Source organism: Streptomyces sp. NBC_00207 (assembly GCF_045160965.1).
Lineage (GTDB): Bacteria > Actinomycetota > Actinomycetes > Streptomycetales > Streptomycetaceae > Streptomyces.
The window spans coordinates 3288110-3300993 of the sequence record NZ_CP130715.1; the positions used below are offsets into that span (position 1 = coordinate 3288110).

The 12884-nt window shown below is 69.0% G+C and carries 22 protein-coding genes and 1 pseudogene; 21 read left to right on the forward strand and 2 right to left on the reverse strand.

The features are described from left to right. Positions 1–16 precede the first annotated feature (16 nt). The 9 genes and pseudogenes from OG472_RS15675 (at position 17) to OG472_RS15715 (ending at position 3713) form a co-directional block, all read left to right on the forward strand. Positions 17–340: a hypothetical protein gene (locus OG472_RS15675; protein ID WP_405941584.1), complete on the forward strand. Its 324-nt coding sequence runs from the start codon at positions 17–19 to the stop codon at positions 338–340. Between the two features lie 44 nt (positions 341–384). After that, the gene (locus OG472_RS15680) at positions 385–774 is read left to right on the forward strand and encodes a hypothetical protein (RefSeq protein WP_405941585.1); all 390 of its coding nucleotides are present in this window, start codon (positions 385–387) and stop codon (positions 772–774) included. A gap of 68 nt (positions 775–842) precedes the next feature. Further along, positions 843–1217: a hypothetical protein gene (locus OG472_RS15685; RefSeq protein ID WP_405941586.1), complete on the forward strand. Its 375-nt coding sequence runs from the start codon at positions 843–845 to the stop codon at positions 1215–1217. Continuing rightward, a pseudogene (locus OG472_RS15690) lies at positions 1214–1390 on the forward strand (LuxR C-terminal-related transcriptional regulator); the annotation flags it as partial. The gene OG472_RS15685 and the pseudogene OG472_RS15690, both read left to right, overlap by 4 nt. Positions 1391–1696: 306 nt before the next feature. Then, a complete protein-coding gene (locus tag OG472_RS15695; RefSeq protein ID WP_405941587.1) occupies positions 1697–2065 on the forward strand; it encodes a hypothetical protein in 369 nt (122 codons plus the stop codon). Beyond that, entirely contained in the window at positions 2062–2244 is a 183-nt protein-coding gene (locus OG472_RS15700; protein ID WP_405941588.1) for a hypothetical protein, read from the forward strand. The genes OG472_RS15695 and OG472_RS15700 overlap by 4 nt, the downstream gene beginning before the upstream one ends. Continuing rightward, a complete protein-coding gene (locus OG472_RS15705; protein ID WP_405941589.1) occupies positions 2241–2549 on the forward strand; it encodes a hypothetical protein in 309 nt (102 codons plus the stop codon). Before OG472_RS15700 ends, OG472_RS15705 begins: the two co-directional genes overlap by 4 nt. Continuing rightward, positions 2542–3081: a DUF6221 family protein gene (locus OG472_RS15710; RefSeq protein WP_405941590.1), complete on the forward strand. Its 540-nt coding sequence runs from the start codon at positions 2542–2544 to the stop codon at positions 3079–3081. Before OG472_RS15705 ends, OG472_RS15710 begins: the two co-directional genes overlap by 8 nt. Before the next feature lie 32 nt (positions 3082–3113). Beyond that, positions 3114–3713, forward strand: a complete 600-nt coding sequence (locus OG472_RS15715; RefSeq protein WP_405941591.1) for a hypothetical protein — start codon at positions 3114–3116, stop codon at positions 3711–3713. A gap of 45 nt (positions 3714–3758) precedes the next feature. Here OG472_RS15715 and OG472_RS15720 read toward each other — a convergent pair whose 3' ends face one another. Then, positions 3759–4541 carry a Bro-N domain-containing protein gene (locus tag OG472_RS15720; RefSeq protein ID WP_405941592.1) on the reverse strand — a complete coding sequence of 261 codons (783 nt, stop codon included), beginning with the start codon at positions 4539–4541 and terminating at the stop codon, positions 3759–3761. Between the two features lie 221 nt (positions 4542–4762). Between OG472_RS15720 and OG472_RS15725 the strand changes: the two genes are divergently transcribed. Next, positions 4763–5170: a helix-turn-helix domain-containing protein gene (locus tag OG472_RS15725; RefSeq protein ID WP_405941593.1), complete on the forward strand. Its 408-nt coding sequence runs from the start codon at positions 4763–4765 to the stop codon at positions 5168–5170. Positions 5171–5228: 58 nt separating this feature from the next. On the opposite strand, the gene OG472_RS15730 is transcribed toward OG472_RS15725, so the two are convergent. After that, positions 5229–5993: a GntR family transcriptional regulator gene (locus tag OG472_RS15730; RefSeq protein WP_405941594.1), complete on the reverse strand. Its 765-nt coding sequence runs from the start codon at positions 5991–5993 to the stop codon at positions 5229–5231. Positions 5994–6245: 252 nt separating this feature from the next. Between OG472_RS15730 and OG472_RS15735 the strand changes: the two genes are divergently transcribed. From OG472_RS15735 to OG472_RS15785, 11 genes are all read left to right on the forward strand, one after another. Next, positions 6246–6491 carry a helix-turn-helix domain-containing protein gene (locus OG472_RS15735; RefSeq protein ID WP_405941595.1) on the forward strand — a complete coding sequence of 82 codons (246 nt, stop codon included), beginning with the start codon at positions 6246–6248 and terminating at the stop codon, positions 6489–6491. Continuing rightward, the gene (locus tag OG472_RS15740; RefSeq protein WP_405941596.1) at positions 6488–6823 is read left to right on the forward strand and encodes a hypothetical protein; all 336 of its coding nucleotides are present in this window, start codon (positions 6488–6490) and stop codon (positions 6821–6823) included. The genes OG472_RS15735 and OG472_RS15740 overlap by 4 nt, the downstream gene beginning before the upstream one ends. Next, entirely contained in the window at positions 6820–7032 is a 213-nt protein-coding gene (locus tag OG472_RS15745; RefSeq protein WP_405941597.1) for a hypothetical protein, read from the forward strand. The genes OG472_RS15740 and OG472_RS15745 overlap by 4 nt, the downstream gene beginning before the upstream one ends. Positions 7033–7196: 164 nt before the next feature. Then, positions 7197–7352 (forward strand): hypothetical protein, encoded by a 156-nt coding sequence (locus tag OG472_RS15750; protein ID WP_405941598.1) that lies wholly within the window; start codon positions 7197–7199, stop codon positions 7350–7352. Continuing rightward, positions 7352–7903, forward strand: a complete 552-nt coding sequence (locus tag OG472_RS15755; RefSeq protein WP_405941599.1) for a DUF6919 domain-containing protein — start codon at positions 7352–7354, stop codon at positions 7901–7903. The genes OG472_RS15750 and OG472_RS15755 overlap by 1 nt, the downstream gene beginning before the upstream one ends. An 8-nt stretch (positions 7904–7911) precedes the next feature. Beyond that, positions 7912–8118 carry a hypothetical protein gene (locus OG472_RS15760; RefSeq protein ID WP_405941600.1) on the forward strand — a complete coding sequence of 69 codons (207 nt, stop codon included), beginning with the start codon at positions 7912–7914 and terminating at the stop codon, positions 8116–8118. 75 nt (positions 8119–8193) lie between these two features. Continuing rightward, on the forward strand, positions 8194–8337 hold the full coding sequence (locus tag OG472_RS15765; protein ID WP_405941601.1) for a hypothetical protein: 144 nt from the start codon (positions 8194–8196) through the stop codon (positions 8335–8337). An 89-nt stretch (positions 8338–8426) separates the two neighbouring features. Beyond that, positions 8427–8732, forward strand: coding sequence for a hypothetical protein (locus tag OG472_RS15770; RefSeq protein WP_405941602.1), 306 nt, complete (start codon positions 8427–8429; stop codon positions 8730–8732). Next, entirely contained in the window at positions 8729–8935 is a 207-nt protein-coding gene (locus tag OG472_RS15775) for a hypothetical protein (protein ID WP_405941603.1), read from the forward strand. The genes OG472_RS15770 and OG472_RS15775 overlap by 4 nt, the downstream gene beginning before the upstream one ends. A gap of 27 nt (positions 8936–8962) precedes the next feature. Then, positions 8963–10261: a hypothetical protein gene (locus OG472_RS15780; RefSeq protein ID WP_405941604.1), complete on the forward strand. Its 1299-nt coding sequence runs from the start codon at positions 8963–8965 to the stop codon at positions 10259–10261. Between the two features lie 508 nt (positions 10262–10769). Next, positions 10770–12806 carry a hypothetical protein gene (locus tag OG472_RS15785; RefSeq protein WP_405941605.1) on the forward strand — a complete coding sequence of 679 codons (2037 nt, stop codon included), beginning with the start codon at positions 10770–10772 and terminating at the stop codon, positions 12804–12806. The last annotated feature ends 78 nt before the right edge of the window (positions 12807–12884 follow it).

The window sequence follows — 12884 nt, forward strand, 5'->3', positions numbered from 1 at the left end:
CCCGAAAGGCCACCACGTGACCACCAAGCTCATCCGCGACCGCATCCCCGAGATCGCCGCAGCCCGCGGCCAGCACCTCGACACCCGCGTAGCCGACACCGCCGAAGCAGCCGAGCTCCTCGTCGCCAAGCTCGAAGAGGAAGCCCTGGAAGTCGCCGAAGCCGACAACCGCGACGACCTCCTTACCGAGCTCGCCGACGTCCTCGAGGCGCTGTACGCCCTGACGCAGATCTGCGGCTGGACCCTCGACGACCTCGAGGCCGCCCGCATCCGCAAGCACGCCGAACGCGGCGGATTCGACCGACAGCTCGTACTCACCACGGCCGACGACCCCGCCTGACCTGCCTGCCCCGGATACCGCCAGCCCCAGCATCGGAGGACCCCATGCCCTACCCCGAGTACCTGACTCCCGAAGAGAAGCTCGCCAGCGCCAAGGAGCGACTCAACATCCCGACGATCACCTGCATCTGCGGCAGCACCCGCTTCATGACGGAGATGGGCGAGGCCGACCTCCAGCTCACCGCGGACGGCCACATCGTCGTCATGCCCGGCTGCGACATGAAGTCCCCGCACCCCCGCTGGGCCGACCCGGTCGAGGCCGAGGAGCTGAAGGTCCGACTGGACGGCCTGCACCGGGCCAAGATCCGGCTCGCCGACGAGGTGCTCGTGGTCGGCGACTACATCGGCGACAGCACCCGCGCCGAGATCGCCTACGCCCGCAGCCTCGGCAAGCCGGTCCGCTTCACGCACCCCGAGGTCGACCCCACCCCGTGACGTGGACGGCCGCCTCCGGGGCTATCGGAGGCGGCCACCCCGATCATCCACCACCCGAGGAGAACCCGATGGCCAGCACCATGGAATGGATCCGCCGAAACTACGGCGTCCCCGCCCGGCACGGCATGAACGTCACCTACGGCGGCAAGCCCGCCGTCATCGTCGGCACCCGCGGCCCGCACCTGCGCCTCCGCGTCGAGGGCGAACGGCGGACGGTCGTCGACCACCCGACCTATCGCGTCGTCTACCCCGAGATTCCGAAGCCGCCCCGCCCCCGCGGCTGGTGCTCCTGGTGCACACAGGACCGGGCCATGACCGCGTCGGGCGTAATGGGCAAGCACCGGCCCGCTTTCCCCACCAACGAAGACTGCCCCGGGACCGGCAAGCCGCCCATGTGGCCGGTCGAATACCGCACCAACGCCGAAGCTGCAGGCCGGTCGTGACCGCGCCCGCCCGGCCGGAGCTGACCGCGACGGAGCTCGCCGTGCTGGCCGGTGCCGCGGAGGGCGACACCTACGCCGCTATCGGCGCCCGGCTCGGCCTGCACGAGAAGTCCGTCGCGAAGATCGCCGTCCGGGCGGGCCGCAAGCTCGGCGCCCGCAGCATCACCAACGCCGTCGTTCTCGCCTGCCGGGCGGGGATCCTCGACGGCCGCCCACAGCGCCATGGGGACCACGCCGGCTATGAGGCGCACCGGAAACGCGGCGAGCGTGGCAAGCAGATCTGCGACCCCTGCCGTGAGGGCGAGAAGGCGTACCGCGACGGACTCAAGGCCGCACGGCAGGCCCAGGAAGCCGCCTGAGCGCGTCTCTCCCGGCCTCAAGCCCCGAATCCGTCCCCACGTAGGTCCGGGCCGCTGAGAGACGCTCAGCGGCCCCGTACAGCCCCGCCGCCCCGACCGACCCGACACCCGGAGGAACCCATGACCGCCATCCAGCCCAGCGAGTTCCTGTACGAACTCTGGGACGCCAACTGGGACGACGGCCCCCTCGGCAACTACAAGATCCTTCAGCACCCCATCACGAAGAAGACCAGCAAGCGGATCCACTTCACGCTCCGGGGCCGGGCCGCGTTCGTCGACCGGCAGCGGATCGAGGCCGACGGCGAGATCTACCACCGCCGGTTCCAGAGCGTGCTGTACCTGGCGCCGCCGGTGATCCCGAGCCAGGCGAAGCCGCCCCTGCAGAAGCTGCGACAGGCGATGGCGGACGCGCACCCCGACCGCGGTGGTACCGACGCCGAGTTCATCGCAGCCCGCCGCCGGTACGAGCAGGCGAAGGCGCCGAGGTGACCGGCCGGCCCCCGCTGTGGCTGCCCCACGAGGAGGCCTACACCCCCGAGCCGCCCCCGCCACCCGCCGACGAGCAGGCGTTCACCGACCTCCACGGCCCCCAACCCCAGCCCCGCGCCTACCGGACCACCGTCACCGCTGGCGCCATCGACGACTACGAACCAGGAGACCAGCCGTGACCCCCGCCGACCTGCGTGCCGCGATAGTCCGCGACTGCCCCCACCGCCTCGACGACTACGACCGGCACACCGCTCGCTTCAAGGTCCGCGGATGGCGGTTCGGCCCGGCGCTCATCGCGTACTGGCGGATCGAGCACGCCATCAGCAGCCAGCCCGACGTCGAAGCGGAGCTCGGCCGACTGTACGGACTCGCCGAGGACAGCCCCGACTATGCCGGCGCCAAGGACTACCTAGCCCAGGTCAGCCGCATCCGACACCAGATCAGCGCCACCCTCGACCCGCCGAAGGAGACCCGCGATGCCTGACCTGCACGGCTGGATCAGCCAGCAGATCGACGAGGCCGAGCAGGCCGCCCGCACGTGCCCGCCGTCGCCAATGCCCGTAGAGACGGGGGCCAGCGATTACGTCGCCACCGAGGTCCGCGACGCGACCGGACAGGTTCGCGCCACTGGGCTGTTCGTCACCCCGGCCGCTGCCCTCCGCCGGTGCGCCGCCGACCGGAAGATCCTTGCCATCCACTGCTACGCCGGCGGCAACCACTGGGACCAGTACGCCTGCCGCGGCTGCGGATCCGACGACACCGGCTACCTCGTCGACCACACCAACGACTGCGAAACGCTCATCGCGCTCGCCGAGGGCTACGGGATTACCGACGAGGAACTCGCCCAGCTCGACCGGCCTGAGTGGGAACGGCCAGTGAACCTCTACAAGTCCTACGCCGACCAGATGGACGCGTACTGCCGCCGCCTCGACGACCTCCTGCGGCCGACGAACCCCACCTCAGCCGTCCCCGCGTCCCTCCGCGGACCCAACTGGAAGCCGCGCTTCACAGCCTGACCGCCCGTACCGCCCGCACAAGGAGCTCAGCCGTGAACGCCATCAGCGCCTGCGCGATCTGCCGGAACCCGTCCACCGCCCGAGTCCACGAGGGGTGCGAGGAGCGCCTCGACGCCGGACTCGCCTCCCTGCCCCGCCTGTACCGCGAGCTCGAACAGCACCTCGCCCCGTCCCGCCGCGGCGACAGCGGGCGTGCCGGCAGCCGGACCGCCCCCCTTCCGGTCAACGAGCGCGTACTGGATCTCCGCGCCCGCGGCGGCATAGAGGGCGTCGTCGTCACCTGGGAACGCGACGCCCGCGAGACGCTCGGCTGGGAGCCGGCACCCTTCCGCGGCGACGTCCAGCAGACCGTCGACGGCGCAGTTGCGTTCCTCCGCACCCAAGTCCCGTGGTTCTGCGACGCCCACGAGGCCGTCTACGACCTGGCCCAAGACGTCCGCCGGCTGCGAGCCGAATGTGACTCGATCATCACCGGCGAACGACCGCCCCGCCGGATCCCCGTGGGCTGCCCGTGCGGCGCCGTCCTCAAGGTCACCATCGACACCCCCGGGATCCGCTGCGACGACTGCGGCACGCAGTACGGGCACGCCGAAGCGCTACGGCTGCCGGCAGTGGACCGGTCAGCTGCATGACGAAGGCCCCACCCAATCGGGTGGGGCCTTCCTGTGCGTCCGGGGTCAGGCGCTGAGGGCGATCTGGTCCCCGTGCTCGAACGCGGCGATGAGGTCACTCATCCCCGCGTACACCGCCTCCAGCAGCGGCCGATCCTCCTCCGTGTAGACGGCCACCTTGTCGATCCGCGAACCCGCCGGGCCCGCGATCTTCTCCGGGCGCCGTCCGTGCTGCTTGAAGTGGGCGTTCGATACCCGCGACCCGAAGCCGGACTGGAACTTCGCGACCGTCTTCGCCTTGTGGCCCTTCTCCGCGAGGAACGTGGCCGCGTACAGCGGCGTCTCGCTCGGCTCCAGCTCAGGCCGCTCGCCCATGGCGCGGGCCAGGATCACCTTGGCCGTGGCTGTCGCGTAGGGCTCGGGCAGGGCCGGGCGGAGGATCGCGAGGATCTCCGCCTGATCCCGGTACGGCAGCGGGCCGGCCGCCGCGGTGATCTCCTTCGGGGCAGGCGCGGGTGCGGGTGTCGGAGCCGTCTGGAACTGACCTGTCTTGCGGATCTGCGGGATCACTTCGTGGGTGACCCAGCGCTTGAACTTCTTGGCCTCAGGCTTATCTGATCGGAGGAGCAGGGTGTACAGGCCCGGCTCGTTCACAATGGCCCGGTTGGGGTTCCCCGGACTTCCATCCGCCAGGCGGATAGAACTCCTCTCGTCTTCGTCGAGGCGGGCGAGGGCGTTACCTACGTTGGCGATACCCAGGGCGGTGCAGACGTCTGACGCCACCCACCACGGCTCGCCGTTGACCAGCGTCGTGCGGACCTCGGCGCCCTCGAATGTGAAGGCTTGCAAGCCCCGGCTGCCGCCATCTGGCGTGGAAGGTGCGACCATGGACATGGTCTCTCCGATCTGTGGACACAGTGGATTGATCGATGGGCCCACCCGGTTCTTGGTCGTTCGGGGTGGGCCCTCCGTGCTTCACGGTAGTGGCAACATCGGCACCTTCGCCACAACTTCGCCCAACTAGATCTCGATAGTTGAATCGACTTGGGCCAAGTTGGCATACTGTTCGCATGACTCAGGCCAATGATCGTGACCACGACCGGCTCGCCACACAGGTTCGCGCCCGCCGGGCTGAGCTTGGACTCAGCCGCGCTGCTCTAGCGGAGCGTGCGGGGGTCTCCAAGGGAACGTGCCACCGCCTCGAAGAAGGGCAGCCGATCCGCGACATCAACTACGCGAAGATCGACGCGGCCCTGGGTTGGGCGCCGGGGTCGTGCGCCTCCATCCGCGACGGCGGCGCGCCGACCCCCGCACTTGGCGCGGAGGGCTTGAGCCTGGTCAAGGTGCCGATTGACGAAGAGGGCATCGGTGATGCGTTCATGATCATTGCCGTCAAAGGCTCAGATCTCCCCGCTTCCAAGATCCGAGCTATGAGAGACGATCTCATTGAGGAGCTGAAACAGCGAGGCATGCTGTAGTGGTACGCGAAGGGCCCGACCGCGCGACATGCGGTCGGGCCCTTCTTGCGTTCCGCGCCTACTCGGCGGCTTCGGCCGGCGGGATCGGGATCGTGTATGAGAGCGCGTACTGATGCGCGGCCACCACGATGTCGCACGTCTCGACTGGCAGCTCGTCGACGTAATACGTGCGTGCGACGACGATGACCGGGACGCCCGGAGGGAGCTTCAGGCTCTCAGCCTCGCGCGGCCGGGGGGCCCGCGCGGTGACCTCTTCGACCACCTTCGTGATATGCAGACCGATCAGGTCGAAGCGTGCCACGACGCCCGATACGGGGCCACCCTCCGGGTGCTCAATGGCCGTACCGCCAGTCAGGGCGAGCGGCTCGTAAGAGGTCGACAGCTTGATCACGTCGCTGTCGGCGAAGAACGTATAGGTGGTCCGCACGACCTCGTCGCCAGGTTCGATCGCGAGACGTTCGGCGATGACCTTGGTTGCCTCGGTTCGGCGCGTTGACGACTCAAGTTCGGATCGCCGCCCGCTGGCTTCCGTAGCCGCCTGCACGGGGGAGCCGACAGGCCTCTTGCCGTAAAGATCGCCCGAGATTCGCTTGCGCAGTGGTTGCTGCCTGCGGACGAACATGCCCTTGCCGCGCTCTGTGGTGACCAGGCCTTCGCTCACGAGGGTTTGGATGGCGTTGCGAATCACGATGCGGGACATGCCGTACTCGGCCATCAGGGCCGCCTCGGTCGGCAGCTTCTCCCCCGAGCGGTAGTCCCCGTCGAAGATGCGCTGGCGAATGTCGTCGGCGATCTGCTGGTACGCCGGTTTCGGCTTAGTCACACTGCCCCTTTCGTCTACTAGTTACTACAAGTGAACCACGGCCCTGACCAGTGCATCTACAGCTACTTCCGTGACGATCCGCTCACAGCCTTGCGCGGGGAGTCATAGTTGTTATAACTTCCTCTGTGTCGGCAGGAACAGCAGAACCGACAAGTTCAGCCAGGCTTCCAAAGCAAAGGCCCCGACGGGGTTGTCTCGGTGCTGGAACACCGAGCCCGTCAGGGCCTACGCATCAGAGATTGGGTCTCAGAGATGCAGCACGAGCTTACCGTGTCTGCCCCGCAGCAGGCACCCGATGGCCGCCCCTTGGGGGTCAGGTTCATCGCCACCGCCCTCCGAGTTGACCAGACCACGGTCTACCGAGAGATCAAGTCGGGCCGGCTTCCCTCCTACCGCGTCGGCTCCGGCCGCGGAACCATCCGCGTCAGCAGGGCCGCGTTCAAGCAGTACCTCGACGACCGCGGCATCCCGGCGAGCGAGCTGGCGGTGGCACTGTGAACGCCACGACGCTTGCCGCGAAGCCCGCGCTGCGGATGGTGAATGGCCAGCGGCCGACCCTCGACTACGTCTTCGATACCCGGCTCGCCGAGATGACGGACGAGCTGCACGTCGAGGTCATCACCTCCGAGATCACCGACGCCGAGTTCTTCGGCTGCGTGGTCGTCCGTGGGTCCCGCATCGTCGTGATGCTCTCCCCGAACCTCGGCGACTTCGAGGCGGACTTCTTCACCCGCTACCTGACGGCGCAGGCGTACAAGCTTGAGATGTCGCCGCTGCCGACGCCGTTCGACGTCGAGCTCAGCCCCATGCTCGAGGGGGTGCCGGCATGAGCGCCCAGCCCGCCCCGGTCCGACCCCTCGCCTTCAGCTCGGACCCGTCGATGGATGAGGCTTTGGCCCGTGTCCGTCGGGCCCGCCGTCAGCAGGCCGTGGCCCACTCCCTGCAGGCAGCCGTCCTGGCCGACGAGGCCGGAGACCCGGCCTACGCCGCCGGCTTCCGCGCCGACGCCGACCGCATGCTCCAGGCGATCACGTCATGAGCGCGCCGCAGTACGCCGCCACCGCCTGCGACTGGTGCGGGCAGGGCGGCAGCGACCCCATCGACCCGCAGGACGGCGAGTAGCCCCTGCCCCGCCAGCACTCTCGCTGCCGGCCTCCACACCCACCGCTAGACCACCCCGCCTGACCGAAGAGGAGCACCGACATGCCCAAGTTCACCCTGATCAAGACGCCCACCGAGTACGACCTCGCCCTCGCCGAGCGGGAGGCGGAGGCCGACCACCTCGACCCGGTGACCGCCCTCATCGAGGCCCGCATCCAGGTCGTCGAGTTCCGGCAGACTCAGCCGCAGGCCGCCTGATGGGCTCCGTGTGGCGGGACGCCCGCAGCATCGGCGACCTCGGGCAGGCCATGGCCCTGTGGATGGAGGGTCGCGGCCCCGACTGGCCCGGCTACTTCGGGCCGTTCGGGCAGGAGGAGGAGAACGGTGCTCGGCACCTGATCCCCACCCTGGCCGCTGCCAACCGGGCCGGGTTCGTCACCACCGGCAGCCAGCCCGCCTACGACAACGTCTCAGGCGGCGCCCACTGGCGGCAGAAGGCGCACGTCGACGGCATCGTCCACGACCGCAGTCCCCTCCTCCACAGGCTGACCGCCCTCGAACGGCAGGGCTTCCTCGTCGTCCGCGGCTGGCCGATGCGGTACGTGGCCGTCACCGACAGGGACGGGGAGCCGGTGACCGGCTTCGGCGGGTTCCGTCTCGGCCGCAATCAGGCCGCCCGCGAGTGGCACGGCATCGGCCGGCACGCCCTCCGCGAGGTCAAGGACCGCAGCGTCCGCCTCAACATCGTCGACCCGGTCTGGGGCCGCGACGACCGCCTGTGGCCCGCCCTCGCCAACGCCATCCGCTAGGAGACCCCATGTCCAAGCTCGGCAAGAAGGTGTCCCACGCCGCCAACCAGGCCACCGGCGCGATCGTCAAGGTCGGTGCCCGTCAGGGCAAGGCCGGGATGGTCGTCGCCAACGCCGTCTGCGCCACCCTGCTCGGCACCTACGTGCAGCTGTGCGACGACGGCCTCGACTGCACCGACCCGGACCACGAGCACGTCGACCTTCAGCTCCGCTGACCGGTTGCCCGATCCGCCCGACAGGTGCGGGCGGTGAGGGGAGCCGGGACAACCCCGGCCCAGGGAGGGAAAACCATGGCGAAGAACAACGACTGGCACTGGACCTGCGGCAAGTGCTGCGCGGAGAACCGCGAGGCCGACCACCCGCGCTACTGCCCTTGCGGAGCTTCCCGCAGGGACGGCGGGACCAGCTGGCAGGACATGAAGCCGCAGCGCTGACCGTAGCCCGCTCCGCCCGTCTCGAACGGGCGGACTGGAGATCTGTCAGCACCACCCCACCCACCATCTCGCAGAAGGGTTCATCAGCCATGGGCTGGAGCATCTCGCACGGCGGTACCCGGTACGGCTTCTCCTACGGCGACGTTGCCGAGCTGCGCGACAAGCTGGAGAACGCCGCACCGAAGGAGTGGCCGACGCTCGCACCGGTCCTCAAGCGCGGCAGCGGAGACCCGTTCAAGGTCAACTCCAACACCGCTCAGCAGGTGGGCGTCGCGCTGCACCAGGCGGCCGACCGGCTGCGGTTCTGGGACCGAGCTTGGGCCCGAATGGCCCGCCAGATCGGCGACTCCGCCCTCCTGGCCGCCCGCCTCGGTGAGCCGTGGCGGTGGTCATGACCGCCGACCTGACCGCGGCAGCCCGCCGGGCCCGCATCCTCGCCCTGTTCGCCGCGCTGGCCTGGGTGTTCGGGATGACCCCGCCAGTCGGTGACCGGATCCTCCTCGCCGTCCTCGCCCTGACCGCCATCGCCGCCGACGTGTTCCTCGACGAGCACAAGACCCGGGTCCTCAAGCGCCCTGGCTACGACAAAGCCGCCTAACCCCCACCACACGAAGGGATCACGACCGTGAGCAGCACCATGGACCACGTCAACGGATCCGCGCGCCCGGAGGCGGACCCGTGGACGCTCGTCAAGTCCGAGCCGGCCTTCGACCCCGTAGCCCTCGCCGAGGCTGACGCCATTCGAACCCGCGCCGAAGCGGAAGCCGAGGCCCTGCGCATCGAAGCCAAGGCCGCAGCAGAAGCCGAGCTCATCAAGGCCACGGAGGAAGCTGAGAAGCTGCGCCTCGCCAACGGGCGGGCTGCTCGCCGAGACGAAGCCGAGGAGGCGGCGCACAAGGTTCGCATGGCCGAGCTGGAGCGGAAGCTCGCCGAGACCCAGCGGCTGACCGATGCCGAGGGCAAAGCTGCCGAGGAGAAGGAAGCGGCGGCCGAGTCTGACCAGGAAGCCCGCGAAGCCTCGGCCCGATCGTGGAAGCATGCCGCCCTCGGCTTTGCCGTGGTCTGCGCCCTGGTTGCCCTGCCTGTTCAGATGTCCGCGTTCTACAGCCCCGAACGTCCGTACCTTGGCGGTGTCCCGATCGTTCTCGAAGCGGGGGCGTGGGTTGTCCTCAAGGGTGCGGCAGCCGCAGTCACCGACCGTCGGCCGCATTGGCACTACCGGCTGATCGCCTGGCTGATCGCGGCAGGGGCTGCAGCCGTGAACCTGGGCCACGGGCTCACCTCGTTCGACACCGTCACGGCCTGCGCGACCGCAGTTGCCTCGATCGCCGGCCCCGGCGTGTGGGATCTCCACGAGCACGGTCGCATCCGAGCCCGCGACGGAAAGCAGACGTTGCGGCAGCGCTGGACTCAGCACAGGGCAGCGGCCAAGCAGGCCAAGAAGGAAGCGACTCTCGCGGCCGAGCGCGCGGCAGCAGCCAAGGCGGAAGCGGACGCTGCGGCCGCCGATGCCGCACAGCTTGCCGCGAACCGCGAGGCCAAGTTCGAAGAGGTGTGGCAGCACGCCCTCAAGCTCGCGGCAGCACTTGGCGAGACCACCGTGACCGAGACCATCTGGAAGCGCGCACACAACGACATCGAGGGCACCGACCCGGGCGACAGCGTGGAGATCATCAGCGCTCGTAACGCAGCCCAGCGACGAGTTGCCGCAGCACAGTCACGGGCGCTTGGCGAGAAGCCCGCCAAGGTCACGAACGCCCAGCGTGCGATCCAAATCAAGACTCCTCGAGCCCGCTCCTCGTATCGGCCCGTTCCGCCCCGCCGAACCAAGGGCGACAGCCTGCCGCACCACCCCGTCGCCCGCGCCGCCGCAGGCGAGACCAAGCGCAAGTCCAACGCTGTCCGCGAGGGGGCTGGAGAGTGACCAGGGAAGCCCACACCTACGTGGTGGAGAGTCCCCACATGCGGGCCGTGAAAGTCGGTTGTGCCGACTCAGGCTCGAAGCGACTGCCCCAACTGGAGCGCTACGGGTGGCGCCTTCACCGCCTCCTCACGGTGGCCGACAAGGCCCTGGCCCGACACGTAGAACAGGCGACTCTCTTTGAGGTTCGGAACCGTCTCTACATACCCGAGTACGTGCCCGAAGAGGACATGCCGGCTGGGGGCTGGACGGAGACATCGAGCTCGGCGTTGATCAGCGCGGAACGGCTGTGGCAGATCGTCTGTGAGCAGGCTGTTGCTGCCCAGCTGGCCCCAGTCGTAATCCGGACAGGTCGCAGCAATCGCGTACCGCCTCGGTACAGGCGAGTGAAGGGCGACAGTCTGCCCCACGTCTCCGCCGCCCGCCGCGAGGCTGCCGAAACGGCAAGGGTCCGACAGCTGACCGCACCAAACCAAACCCCTAAGCGAACCGACCGAGAGGGTGAGACCGAATGAGCATCGCCGCTGAGCACCCGCACCTGACCCTCGTCACCGAGCAGCCGCCGGCCCCGCTTGAGGGTGTCGTCATCGAGAAGACCACGGCCGTCGAGAAGGCCTCGGCGCCGGGCTGGCTGCAGGCCGCGACGGACCACGTTGCCGAGCACCACGGCTACCTGCCGTGGGCGGTCCGCGGCTACCAGCGTGCCGCCGCCCAGTGGATGGACCGGTACCGGGACGACTGGCCCATCATGATCGAGACGGCGCGGGCCGCCATCCAGACGGCTGACGCCAGCGAGCAGCCCGACTTCAAGAAGCTGGTGAAGGACCACCGGTCCGACTACCGCCGACACCGCCTGATCTGGACCGGCCTCACCGCTCTCGGTGCCGCACCTGCCGTAGCCGGCGCCACCATCGCCACTGCCACCGGCAACCTTTGGGCTGACCTCGTCCTCGGCGGCTTCGCCTACCTGTACGGCATCCGCAAAGGCGCCTCAGAGCAGGAGCCGCAGGCGCTGGCCGCCGGGTCGCAAGGACAGCTTGACGGGTCGGACCAGGCCGCTCGCTGGGAGGTCCGCGGTGAGTACGACCTGATCACCGCCCTCATCAAGGCGAAGATCATCACGGAAGCGCAGCGTACCGAGACGCGAGTCGTCGGGCAGATCCGCCCCGACGGGCCGGGCTGGGCCGCCACCATCGAACTCCCGGAAGGCATGAAGGCCATCGAGGCCACCCCCAAGGGCGGCAACCTGGCCAGCGCACTCCGGATCAAGCACCAGCAGATCGACTTCAAGCCTGACACCTCCGAGGGGGCCCACGAAGGCCAGGTTGCCCTCTGGGTTGGCAACGAAGCCAACCCGCTCGCCGGCCCGAAGGTCTACAGCGAGCTGATCAGCGCGGAACGCTGGGACTTCTGGCGCGACGGCATCCCGCTCGGCATGGACGCCCGGCAGGCTCGGCAGACCCTCCGCCTCATCTGGTCATCCATCCTCATCGGCGGGCTGCAGGACTACGGCAAGTCCTACCTCGCCCGCCTCATCGCGGCCACAGCAGCTCTGGACCCCACCGTCCGCATCATCGTCATCACCGGAAAGAAGGGCCCGGACTGGGCACCGCTGAAGAAGATCGCCCACCGCTTCATCGCCGGATCCGACCCTGACGCCATCCGCGAGGTCTTCAGCACGATGACCACGGTCATCGACGACATGCAAGCCCGCGGCGACGAGCTCGACCGCCTCTTCGAGGAGGAGCCCCACCACGTACCCGAAGGAAAGATCACTCCGGAACTCGCCGGTAACGGAATGGGTCCGGTGCTCCTCATCGTCGAAGAGCTTCAGGAACTCCTTGGCGGGGCCGCACTCACCAAGATGCCCGTACCTGACGACGACTCCGACAAGCCGCGCCTCGTCTCTGCCAAGCCCCTCCTTGTCGACCTCTTCGCCCGCTTCAACCGCGTCTCCCGCTTCGTACTCGGCATGGGCGTCTACATCACCCAGCGCCCCGACTCCGGTGGCGTTCCCACCGAACTCCGCGATGTATGCGTCAAGCGCGCCTGCTTCCGCACCAAGACTCGCGAGAGCTCCGAGATGGTCCTTGGCGAGATGGCTGTCGCCGCCGGCGCCTCACCGCATGCTCTCCTTGAGAGCTCGAAGGGCGTCCTCGTCCTTGATGAGGGAGCCGAGGACGGCTACCGCACCCTCCGCGGCGACGTCATCGACCTGCCCGACTTCGCCAAGATCTGCGAGCGGGGCCGCCAGCTGCGCATTGCGGCCGGCACCCTCACCGGAGACGCCGCCACCCGGGACGAGCGCGCCAAGAAGGCCGCCCAGGCGAGGGCCCTGATCACCGGCTGCCTGGACGTCATGACCCAGCTCGGCCGGGACGCCGCCCAGCTGGACGAGTTGGCCGCCCGGGTCGGCAGGCCGGCCGACGAACTCGTCGCTGCGTTCGGCACTGCCGGAGTGGTCCGCCCCGAGAAGGTCACGATCGACGGCAAGCGCGTCCGTGGCTACGACCGGGCCTGCTTCGAGGCAGTCCTGAAGGTCGCCTGACCCCCCGGACACCCCCCGGACATCACCCAGTTCATCCCGGTATGCACCCCGGACAGAGGGCGGGCAGACCCCGGACAT